The organism is Streptomyces luteireticuli (assembly GCF_041519305.1).
GTDB lineage: Bacteria > Actinomycetota > Actinomycetes > Streptomycetales > Streptomycetaceae > Streptomyces > Streptomyces luteireticuli.
The window spans coordinates 3,004,259-3,015,598 of the sequence record NZ_CP167927.1 but is presented as its reverse complement, the minus strand read 5'-3'; the positions used below and the strand labels follow the sequence as shown (position 1 = coordinate 3,015,598).

The window sequence follows — 11,340 nt, the reverse complement described above, 5'->3', positions numbered from 1 at the left end:
TCCACCGGCAGTTGAGCCGGTGACGCCGAGAGGGAGCTTCCTCCTCCTGCCGTCGCGGTCGGAGGTACGGACCCCCGTACCGCAACAGCAACCGCCCGCAGGGGAAGAAACCGACCAGCCGTGCCACGCAGGACGCAGGGGGTGCTCCCTACATGGCACGGCGGCTCTAGGCGGTCGGCGGACGCTGTCCGGCGGCCGCGCCGCGCCTGAAGGCGTCGGCCAACACGCTGCGCGGCGAGGCCGCGGGGTCCCGACGGCCCGGCCGGAGCGGCACACCGGGCAGGGTCCGCGACGGCGCGGAGAGGCTGGCGCGGGGTGCCCGACGGGGAAGCGACGCGGTCGTCGCCGGATCCAGGGTCATGGGTCTCGCCTCCGAGGCGTGGAGCTTGGGGAGGAGGGCTGACCGCTGTCGGATGCTAGACAGCGGTCAGCCGGGGGAACACGGCCCAGTCGTAAGGTTTCCGACTGCTGCGTGCACAACTACCCTGCTGGGTCCCACAATTGGATTCAAGCGAGTTCCCTCAGAATCCCCAGAAGATCACGAAGTGGCACATGCCACGCAGGAACAGCAGCGTGAACAACAAGGTCAGGAGTGCGCACGCCGACAACAGTGGCGCGTGAACTGACAACAGACGTGCAAGAGACGGGCGCAGGGGGCTGCGCGGTGCTACCGCGGAGTGCAACACTCCCCCGCGAGCACACGATGACGGAAGGTGGCAAGGGTGGGAGCGCGGATCGGTGTAACTGCCCGCCGGATCAAGCTCGGTATCGAGCTCCGGGGGCTACGCAAGGCAGCAGGGTCGATGTCTCTGGCCGAAGCATCGAAGGGGCTAGGGTTCAGCGAATCCCACCTCCAACGTGTCGAGAAGGGCGAGGTCCCGTTCAAGCAGACCTCGCACCTGCGCAACCTCCTCCGGCGCTACGGAGTGGTAGAGGACACCTACGTCGAGACCCTGCTGAGAGCCAACCGCGAGTCGGGCAGTCAGGATTGGGGGTACTCGACTACGCCTCCGTCCATGCGGCAGTACGTCGGTATCGAATCCCTGGCCCGGTCCATCCGGGGCTTCCACCCGTCGCTCGTCCTGGGTCTGGTCCAGACGGAGCGCTATGCGCGGGCCGTCTTCGAGACAATCAAGGGACCGGACGAGCAGACCAGCGAGTTCGTCGAGCAGGGCGTAGCCCTGCGGATGCAGCGGCAGGAGCTGATCACGAGGGACGACAGCCCCGCCAGCCTCTGGGTGATTCTGGAGGAAGCAGCTCTCCGTAACTGCCTGGGTGATCAGGACGTGATGCTCGAACAGTACGACGCGATCATCAAGCTGGCACAGTTGGAGCACATCACGGTCCAGGTCAGGCCCACGATGCGGTTCGGTTTCCGGTTCTGGGCCGACTTCACCATCCTGGACTTGCTGGAGGGCCTTCCGTCGACCGTACAGGTCGACAACGCGTGGGGTGCCGTATCCATGTCCGACAAGCCGCGAGAAGTCGGACGCTTCGCACGCAAGTTCACCGCTCTCCAGGCATCAGCGATGGCGCCGGAGGACACTCCACGATTCCTGCAACAACTATCCCGAGAGATCAAAGAGACCAATGCCTGATACTCACGTCACCCCATCCACCCACCTGGCACCGGACGCCGATTGGACAACCTCATCGCACAGTGGAGGCGGCAACGCCTGCGTTCAGTCGGTCCACCTAGTCCACCGAGTAGGCATCCGGGATTCGAAGACCACAAGCGGCCCCGCGCTCCTGGTCGAACCCGGTGCCTGGTGCTCGTTCGTGTCGGCCCTCCAAGGCGGCGACCTCGGCTGACCATCGGCTGACTCCTGGGTGTAGTGCCTCCCCAACCGCAGTGGGGAGGCACCACTTTGTCCGGACCCGACCATTTTAGAGAGGAGGGTCTCCATGTCCACGGCGCTGTCGAATGTCACGGCGCGGGTCATGGCCCCACCGACGTAGGGAAGGGCGGATTGCCCGTCATCCGGTGACGGGCAGCCAGTATGGGCCGGTATCAGGGTCCTTGTGCCAGGTGAACTGCCGGTCAGGCAGGACGGTCATGCCGAAGTCGTACAGCGATGGTTCGCCTTGTCGCCTCCAGCCGACGAGGATGTGCTCCGCTTCGTCGGCCAGGCGGCGCGGGCCTCCCTGACGAGCAAGGACTGCGCCGTCCCCGGTTGCGGTGAGGATGGCCCAGGAGGAATGGCCGTCGTGGAGGAATCCGGTGATGGCTCCGTCGTCGCCGGTGCGGGCGAAGACCTCGACGTCGGGGAGGCAGACGCGCAGGACGAAGAGCGCGTTGCCGTCGATCAGCCGCTCCGGGGCGACGGCGACGGCGCGTTCGTCGTCCGGGGCACGGTCACCGCGGACTTGCTGCCAGCTCCGGCGAGCGTCGGCGAGGGTGGTTCGGCTGGGCATGAACGCGGCCAAGCCCTGCATCCACCCGGTCGCTGACTTGCCGTCGTCGGCGACGGTAAGTGCGACGTGCCCGAGCCGGCCCCAGGGGGTGACGATCCGTCCGCCTGGGCAGGTCTGCTCGATCCACGCCCACGGCACGGACTCGACCGCGTAGGTGGACACCACCCGGTCGTACGGCGCCCCGTCGGGCCAGCCGGCCGCGCCGTCGCCGGTCTGCACCGTCACCCCCGCGCCCAGGGCCTCCAGTCGGTTCTGCGCGGCGGCGGCAAGGGCGGGGTCCACCTCCACGGTGGTGACCCGGCCGGGGCCGGTCCGCCAGCCCAGCAGAGCGGCGTTGTACCCCTGGCCGGTACCGAGTTCGAGGACCCGGTGACCGGGCTCCAGGATGAGGGAGTCGAGCATGTCCGCGACGATCGCTGGGCAGGACAGGCTGGAGCTCGGCAGGCCGCCAGTGATCTGGGTGATGGCCGGGTCATCCGGTCCCGCGTAGACCTCGGACGCCCACCTCTGTGGGTCGGCCTCCCGATCGATGGGGACGTAGGCGTGGCCGTCCCAGTGCCACAGCCGGTCGGGAGCGAAAAGGTGCCGGGGACGGGCTGTGAAGGCGTCCCGGATCCATGGCGAGTCTGCAGGCCAGGCCCCGGATTCCTCCATCGCGGCCGCCAGGCGGGCGCACCGTTCCTCAGACTGGAGCACGAGACCTCTACTTCCTGCGCGTCCCAGAGGGGGGCGGTGGTGGAGGAACCCGTCCGTCGCTGTTGCCCGGCGGCGGCTTGCCCTTGCTCAGGTCCTCGTCGGGCTTGCGATGATCACCCATCGGAGCCTCCTTCGATCGTGCCTTCGGCGAACTCCCACCATGGCGCGTCCGGGCGCGCGCCATCCCGTGAACGCTCGGTAATGGCCGGAACGAGTCAGCCTGATTGGCCTCAAACGAGGCCGTCCATGAGGGCTCGCCTCTGTCCTCAGAGGGGGTTCCGGCTGCTGGGGCGTATGGCGTGCCATTGGACGTCACGGTGTGGTCAGTCGACGAGCTGGACTTCGCCGTGCGTTGTGCCCTGGGGCGTGACGTCGGGGTAGTAGCTAAGGGCGCCGCTGGACCAGCGGATGAGAACGTCGCCGGGTCGGCTGACGTCACCAGAGAAGGAGCCCACAGTGAGGTTCCGGACATATCCCCAGGCGGACCCCGGAGGCCGGATGCTCGTCCTGCCGTGGTAGCCGGTCGCGTCCAGACCGGACAAGACCGTGGCCGAACCATCATTCCAGCGGATGAGCAGGCCGGCGGTCTTGCCTCCGCCGAACTCGCCGGAGCTGACCTGCGCTGCGGCTGTCCAGCCTCTTTCCAAGTGGCTCCGTTTACCGATTCCGTTGCCGAGGTCGAAGTAGAGCGAGTACTGGCCGTCGTCCCACAGGACAAACATGTCGTCGCGCAGTGCGTTGTCTGAGTAGCGGCCGACCGCGATCAGCCGGGCATTCTTCCAGTAGCTACCGTCCGCGCCGAGGACTTTCTCGTCGTGGAAGCCGTTCAGGTCGATGTGGGTGTAGGTGGAGAGCTTTCCGTTGTCCCAGCGGACTGTGAGGCCGTCGGTACCGCTGCCGGTGAAGCTGCCGCCGGCGACAGCGCGGGCGTACTTCCAGTAGCTGCCGGCGGGAGCGACCTTGTGCTCGGCGGAGTAGGGGTAGCGGGGGTCGTCGTGATCGGCCCCCTGGAAGATGCTGGCAGACGCGTCGTTCCAGACGACGAACAGATCCATCCGGCGTTTCGTGCCGGGCGGGCTGGTGAAGTAGCCAGAGGCCATCTGGGTTGCGTTCTTCCAATTTGCCCGGGACAGGAGGGTTCGGGAGGAGACAGCCTGAGCCCAGCCAGCAATGTCATCAACACGGGTGTCAACTGCATCCTTGCGGGTTTCGGACTCGTCCGCTCCTAAGCAACCTCCTTGCCAGGACATGCTGTTGACGCCAACAAGCTCAACGCGGCCTCCGACATCACGGAAAGCAGGGCCACCCGTGTCGCCCTGGCAGACCGCTGCCTCCGGCGACTTGCTGGCCAGCCCGATGTGGGTGCTTTGGACTGATCCCACAGTGAAGGAGCCTGAGTGTAGACGGTCGGGCACCCACTCGCTCTTGGTGCGTCCATATCCGGTAACCCGTACTTCCTGACCCGGCAGCGGGGCGCTGGTGGCAGGAGTGGCGAGGGAGATGCCGCTGACGGGTCTGTCGAGTCTGGCCATCACCAAGTCGCGGTCCGTCCGCGGGACGAGTTCCACGACATCCGCCACCGCACCGCTATCCCGTGTGAGGTCGGTGCGACCGATGATGGCGGTGGTTTTGAGCTTCGGCGCGCCGGCAGGCACCTCAAGGCTCTGGGATGGGTTGTCGGCGAAGCAGCTGGCTGCCGTGATCAGCCACTGTGGCTCCACCAGCGCCGCGCTGCAGCTGCGCTGACCACCGATGTCGAGTTTCGCCGTGAATGCGTAGGAGCCGTCCTTCACCGCGTCGCCTACAACGGCGTTGCTAGGAGTGCCGGTCACCAGGCCGACCATGATGGTGCACACGAGAGTCCCTGCCGCCCATGCACTGCGTGGTCGTATGCCAGACAATGTTCACTCCCTTGCAAAGGGGTAAGGCTCGACGGATTGATGCGGTCGAGCAGAGTCGGTCTGTGCAGGGTTGGTCTTTTTCCGCCTGCGGTCAGCCGGTGACGCGGAGATCGACGAGAACGGCAGGGCTGCCCGGAGGGTTGGTTCCCTGGCCAACGGGCTTCGTTTCGTTCCTGGGCACATCGACGGTGGTGGTCCTGCCATCAGCGGTGACGTTGGCCCGGACCAGGTAGTCCCCGGTCGAGATGCTGATCACCTTGGGGATCTCCAAGGAGAGGTAGCCGCTCCTGCCCGTCCCGGTGACCTTGAAGCAGTACCTGCCCCTGTCGGGGTTGGGCTCGTCGATCCTCGTGGAGAGCACAACGATGTCCTGGGTGAGGCCGCAGTCGGCCAGGAGGATGTGCCCGTCACCCTTGTGAAGCGTGATGCCCCGCTCTTTCAGGATCTTCGCCGCGTTCGGGTACTCAAACGTCTCCACGGCGAAGGGGGGACCGGCGTCCCCCGCAGGTCCCGAAGCCGCCATGACGGCGGAACTGGGAGCAAGAGCACCTGCCAAGAGGGCAACACCTGCAACAACACCAGCAGCCCGCTGCCTACGCGCTCGCAACGTCACAGGACTTCCTTTCCTGGTTCCCGAGACTGTCAAAACGCACATAGCGACTATATAGAGGCAAGTCGGAGTGGAAACTTATCATCTCTCGCTTCACATTGAGAGGTTGATTCCGGACGGGATGACGGGTCTTCAGCGACATCCCGCCGGTCGGTTTCGATCCGTTGCCTACAGTCAATTTTCGGACACCTTGCGCACGGCCGAAATCGGCCGGACCTACCCGTTCCGCATAACTCTGCCCCTCCGTTTTCCTGCCGACGACCGAGTATGCTCCAAGGCCACCTGTATTCAACAAAGCCCATCCTGCTATATCCCTTCAGGGGGGATTTCGAGTTGAATAGTCCAAGTGGGAGACGAGTTGACGGCTCGGATGCTCTGCAGATCGACGCGCGCCGCGGTCTGGCTAGAGCAGCAGGAAAATGGGCAACCCGCGTCCGCTCGCTTCGCCTGTTCCTGCTGTCTCTGATACTTCTGATTGGATCCCTCAGCATGCAACCCGCTGAGGCTGAGGAAACACCAACACTGGTTGATACCGAGATCGCCGACCTGTTACTGATGACTGAGCGCGGCGTCGTTGTGGATCTATGGACTACCGGCGGACCCAGCATCAGGGCTGGCGCCGAAGCAGCTCTCATAGGTTCTGATAAAGACGTACGGCGCTTCCTCGACAGCGAGAAATCCCTTGCCCGGCTCGGCGACGACCGATTGAGTACGCTTCGGGTCTACGCCCTGGGCGGCCCGAATGTGCGCGCCGCTGCCCAGGACGTGCTAGCCAAAGGATCTTCTACAGATCTGGCAATGTTCTTGGCCAGTGGTTGGAAAGGTCCGTTCGAGGCAGATCAGCGAATCCAGGTTGCTCAGGCTTTGGACGGTGCCGGCCCCGCTGTCATGGAAGCCGGCCAGAGTGCACTCAAGGGCTCGCCACAGGACGTCAGCAACTTCCTCGAGGACACCCAGTACACGGCCCGCCAAGCCGACGAGCGGCTTCGCCTTGTGCAGATCATGAGCGCCGGGGGCCCCGCTACCAAGGAAGCCGCCAAGGTCGCGCTGCAAGGTTCTCCGCAGGACATCCGTGAATTCCTCGATGTCGGCCAGGACATCGCGCGTTCCCGCGACCAGGAACGAGCCACAGTCGGAGAGTTGGCCGAGAAGGCGGTGGAGGCCGGCCAGGTCGCCAGGAGCCAGACCAACGCGGCCAAGAAAGCCTCCGACCAAGCGGTGGCCGCGTCGGAGCTGGCCAAAAAGGAAGCCAAGAAAGCCGCGGAGGAGACCAGGGCAGCCGGTAAGGACGCAGCCCGGGCCGCAGGAGCCGCAGGCCGGGCTGCGAACGCGGCCCAGGGGGCTGCCGAGGCTGCACAGGAGGCCATCGATGCGGCGAAGGCGGCCAACTACGCGGCGCGTATGGCTGCGAATGCCGCTGCCAATGCTGCCGCTGCCGCAGCCGGTGCGGCCGATGCCGCGTCACGGGCGCGCAATGCAGCGGCGAATGCGGCCACGGATGCCAACGGCGCTGCCGCCGCGCGCAAGGCAGCGGAGGACGCCCGGGCCGCCGCGGACGCGGCCGAGAAATCCCAGGCCGCGGCCCAGCAGGTAGGGGTCGCTGCCCGAGCTGCTCGGGATGCTGCCGGTGCGGCGGCCAGCGCCAGCGCCAACGCCAACGAAGCGGCGAACGCAGCGGATGAAGCTGGCGGCCTTGCTGGCGAGGCCAGCGCGGAAGCCGGCCGAGCACGGCAGTGGGCAACAACGGCTCGCAGCCACGCGTCCGAGTCGGCCCGCGCGGCCGGGCAGTCCCGAGCCCTGGCCGACGAAGCGGCCACTGCAGCGGACGAGGCCGCGAAGGCCGCGGGCTCAGCCGCCCGGCATGCCCGCAACGCCGGGAGAGCCGCAGAGGAAGCGGCCAAGCATGCCGGTGAGGCGGCCACCGCGGCCAAACAGTCCACCGAGCACGCCAAAGCCGCCCAAGAGGCCGCTACCGTCGCGAAGGACGCCGTCGCCACCGCACGTAACGTCCAGGCTGTCGCACGCAAGGTCGAGGACGAGGAACTCAAAGCCCGCACAGCCGCCAGGATCGAGCAAGCCCGAGCCTTCAGAGACGCCGACGAGCACCGCAAGGCAGAAGCAGCCCGAGCTGCCAAAGAACGCAAAGACCTCAACGACGAAGTCGTCCGCCTCATCGCCGAAGCAGCCAAACCCGGCGCCGACGCCAAGGAAGCAGCGGCCAAAGGACGCAAGATCGCCGTCCAGGCGATGAAGTCCAGCGGCCCCTGGAGCCAGTCTGCTGCCAAACTCGCGCTCGCCGGCACCGACGACACTGTCCTTGACTACGTCCGCACCGGCTGGAAGGAAGCCGCACAGGAAGACGAACGCCAAGACGTCCGGCGCCTCGCCATCGACAGCCGCCTGGAAGCAGTCCGGAAAGCCGCCGAGAACGCCCTCAAGGGCGACGCACAGCAGATATCCCAGTTCCTGCGCACTGGCCAGCACGAAGCCGCGCTCGCCGACTACCGCCTTCGCGTCACCCAGATCTCCGACGGTGCCGGCACAGGAGTCAAGAACGCCGCCCACCTCGCACTGATGGACGGGTCCACCGGAAAGCTCCGCGAGTTCCTCAACGCCACTCAGTACACCGCCCGGGAAGCCGACGAACGCACACGCGCCGCCCAACTCCTCGACAGCGGCGGACCCGAGACCAAAGCCGCCGCCAAGGTCGCGCTCGAAAGCCCGCCCCAGCTCCTGCACCAGTTCATCCAGACCGGCCAGTACGCCACAGCCCGACTGGACCACCTCACTGCCACCCACACAGCAGCTGTCCAGCAGCTCATCGCTGGCGCCGCCGCAGCAGCAGCCACAGCCCAAAGAGACGCCTCGCAGGCCGCCGCCGTCGCGGCCAATGCCAACAAGGCCGCGACGGAAGCCGCCGAGGCAGCCAAACAAGCCAAGGCATCGGCTGGTGAAGCCGATGACTACGCCAGCCAGGCCCACCACTACGCCCAGCAAGCCGCAACATCAGCAGCACAAGCTGCCAAGTCCGCAAAGGCAGCCACCGAAGCAGCAACAGCAGCCCTACACGACGCCGAAGCCGCAGAAACCGCCGCATCCCATGCTGAAGCATCCGCAGCATGGGCACGCGACTCCGCCGACTCCGCCTCCGCAGCCGCCGTCAACGCACGAGCCTCCGCCGAGCAAGCCCATCAAGACGCCAACGCCGCCAAGCTCGCTGCCGCCGAGACCAAGGCCCGCGTCTACGTACTGCAAGAGAAAGAAAAACGTGCACTCGAAGCCCAACTGCGACTCCAGGAAGAAATTAGCGCCGCCCAAAACGCCGCCTCACAACAAATCCTGGAGATCCTGACCGCCCAGAACATCGAGGAACAGGCAGACGAAGACGAAAAGAAAGACTGCGCGTGGTACGACACACGCTGCCTGACAGGCGTCTGGAAATTCCTTGGCGATCTCGGCGGCACGAACGATGCCGCTGACTGCTTCCTCGACCACAAAATAATCAACTGTGCCTCGATCTTACCGTCGGGGAAGCTAGCAAAAGGTGGGAAGTATCTCATCAAGGGTGGGAAGAAGGTACTTAAAAAGGACGTCGAAAAGGAGGCGGGCAGGTCGCACAGGCTACTGGACTGCAAGTGCTTCCCGGTCGGCACCAGAATACTCATGGGTGATCAGTCTACGAAGAAAATCGAGGACGTCAGGAAAGGAGATGAAGTCCTCGCAACAGACCCGACCACCGGAAAAACGGAACCTCATGCCGTCACCGGCCTGATCGCCACCGAAGACGACAAGCACTTTAACGAACTAACGATCACAACCCCCAGCGGTTCTGAAAAACTCTCCGCCACCTACGAACATCCGTTCTGGAGCCCGGGAGAACACCGCTGGGTCGAAGCCGGTGAACTGAAACCAGGAACAGACCTCCTGAGCAAGGACAGAAGTTCCGCCCGAGTTCAGGCCAATCGAGCATACAGTCAGCACACACGCACCTATAACATCACAGTCGAGAGCGTCCATACATATTATGCATTTGCGGGGAAGACGCCGATACTCGTCCACAACGGCATATGCTCGCTCGATTCGGTGCCTGGGCCTGCTGGAGAGGTATTACCACTGCCTAAGGGGGCTGTTGGTACACTGACTGACAGTGGCAAGGGATGGGCTTACGATATTCCGGCCGGAACCAAGGGCCTCGATCCTCGGGTGGTGCAAGTTCGAGTGATGGATCCTGTCACTACCCCCGGCGGCCATCAGTACCCGAAAGGTTATGTGGTGTACATGAATGCAACAAATCAGAGAGTCCACCCTTTAACTGGGCAGACGATCGGCAACAGTCACCCCTACGCCCATATCCCAATCCCGTGATCTCGATGAACGATCTCGTCCAGGGTGGGCTGTATTCGGCCGTTCTCGACTCGACTGAATTGGATCCCCTGCGAGAAGAAGACGCACTGCAAGAGGCGCAGCTGCTCGACTCCCGAGTATGCTACTTGACCTCCACGGCGGCCGTTATCTTCGAATTGCGCACCTCCTTGCATTTCTATGTGGGGAATTCTGCACTGCTTGTGGTCCGAGGTCTACGTTCGTTCGACTGGAACTCGCCAACAAGGCTGACTCCTCTCGCAGCGCTGACGGTCATGTCCAGCATTCCTGGCCAATTGGGTGAATCTTTTCATGTGAAATTTGGATTATTCCCGGAGGCGCACCTCTCACTGGTGGGCGACCTGGCGGAGTTTTATGTACTCGAATCGGAAGGGCTTGGTGAAGCGCCGCCCGACTATTCAAGTCTGGACCTGAGGCAGGTTCAAGATAATTTGCCGTCTTGGTCGTCTGCGTGCAGCCTACTTCAGGCATCAATTTCGCGCTGAGGTAGCAAGGCGGCGGGCAAGCAACTTCAGTGTTCTAATGCTGAAGTGAAGTCCCGTCAGGCACGCCGCGAGCTCCTTCGCCGGCACCCCTTCACCGCCGACCGCCTCGGCCTCCACCAGCTCGATGAGCCGCCGGTAGTCCACCGAGAGCACCTCCGAGGACGCCCCCTGCCACCATCGCGGCACGGCCGAGCCCGCGACCGGGGCCGCCTGAGCCGCCATGGTCGTCCCGGCCTCGGCCAGTCGCGGAACGTCGACCGGCGCATCCGCTGCCGCGGCTGGAGCGGCCAGGGCCTCGGCCAGTTCCGTCCGCGCGATCACCCGGCGTACCAACACCACCTCGACCGCACCGAGTTCGGCCAGGATCCGGTCCTCCTCCGCCTGAAGGTCCTCCACCCGCACCCGGGCGGCGGCTTCCCGTTCCTCCAGCAACCCCATCACCAACGCCACCGGCTACCTCCGCATCACCGAGAGCGAATGACTCGCCCCATCCCTCCCTCGGCGACACCGCCCCCATTCCTGACCAGCGGAAACTCAGCGATCACATCCGGAAAGATAGCGGCTTCTCACTGCTGCTGATGTCGGGGGTGTATAGGCTCCGCCGATGACCTCGCGCTTTGAACTCCGCTTTGACGGAGACCAGTACAAGATCACGGTGGATGGTGTCGATGTCAGCCGATCTGTACTGGCGGCCGATATTAGAGTCGACCCCTTGACTCCGCCGAGGGTTGTTCTTCACCTCGGGCCAACGCAGGTATGGCCCGCTGAGGTTGATCTGCCTGCCAAGGTCCAGATTGGGGTGCCACCCGATCCCGGTCCAGCGGCAGCGCAGTTTCTTGAAGCCTTGGAT

8 protein-coding genes are annotated in these 11,340 nt (G+C 64.8%); 4 read left to right on the top strand and 4 right to left on the bottom strand.

The window, feature by feature from the left end; all coding sequences use genetic code 11:
• Positions 1-722 precede the first annotated feature (722 nt).
• Positions 723-1,598 (top strand): helix-turn-helix domain-containing protein, encoded by an 876-nt coding sequence (locus AB8735_RS13130; RefSeq protein ID WP_372407421.1) that lies wholly within the window; start codon positions 723-725, stop codon positions 1,596-1,598.
• A complete protein-coding gene (locus AB8735_RS13125; RefSeq protein WP_372407420.1) occupies positions 1,591-1,812 on the top strand; it encodes a DUF397 domain-containing protein in 222 nt (73 codons plus the stop codon). The genes AB8735_RS13130 and AB8735_RS13125 overlap by 8 nt, the downstream gene beginning before the upstream one ends.
• Positions 1,813-1,977: 165 nt before the next feature.
• Here the strand turns inward: AB8735_RS13125 and AB8735_RS13120 are convergent, their stop codons facing one another.
• The 3 genes from AB8735_RS13120 to AB8735_RS13110 all read right to left on the bottom strand — a co-directional run bounded on the left by AB8735_RS13120 (position 1,978) and on the right by AB8735_RS13110 (position 5,490).
• Positions 1,978-3,111, bottom strand: a complete 1,134-nt coding sequence (locus AB8735_RS13120) for a methyltransferase domain-containing protein (RefSeq protein WP_372407419.1) — start codon at positions 3,109-3,111, stop codon at positions 1,978-1,980.
• Positions 3,112-3,434: 323 nt separating this feature from the next.
• On the bottom strand, positions 3,435-4,967 hold the full coding sequence (locus AB8735_RS13115; RefSeq protein WP_372407416.1) for a trypsin-like serine protease: 1,533 nt from the start codon (positions 4,965-4,967) through the stop codon (positions 3,435-3,437).
• A gap of 136 nt (positions 4,968-5,103) precedes the next feature.
• Positions 5,104-5,490, bottom strand: coding sequence for a hypothetical protein (locus AB8735_RS13110; RefSeq protein ID WP_372407415.1), 387 nt, complete (start codon positions 5,488-5,490; stop codon positions 5,104-5,106).
• 621 nt (positions 5,491-6,111) lie between these two features.
• Here AB8735_RS13110 and AB8735_RS13105 point away from each other — a divergent pair.
• Positions 6,112-9,987: a polymorphic toxin-type HINT domain-containing protein gene (locus tag AB8735_RS13105; protein ID WP_372407414.1), complete on the top strand. Its 3,876-nt coding sequence runs from the start codon at positions 6,112-6,114 to the stop codon at positions 9,985-9,987.
• 5 nt (positions 9,988-9,992) lie between these two features.
• Positions 9,993-10,490, top strand: a complete 498-nt coding sequence (locus tag AB8735_RS13100) for a hypothetical protein (protein WP_372407413.1) — start codon at positions 9,993-9,995, stop codon at positions 10,488-10,490.
• Here the strand turns inward: AB8735_RS13100 and AB8735_RS13095 are convergent.
• Positions 10,476-10,940, bottom strand: coding sequence for a hypothetical protein (locus AB8735_RS13095; protein ID WP_372407410.1), 465 nt, complete (start codon positions 10,938-10,940; stop codon positions 10,476-10,478). The genes AB8735_RS13100 and AB8735_RS13095 overlap by 15 nt on opposite strands.
• Positions 10,941-11,340: the final 400 nt, after the last annotated feature.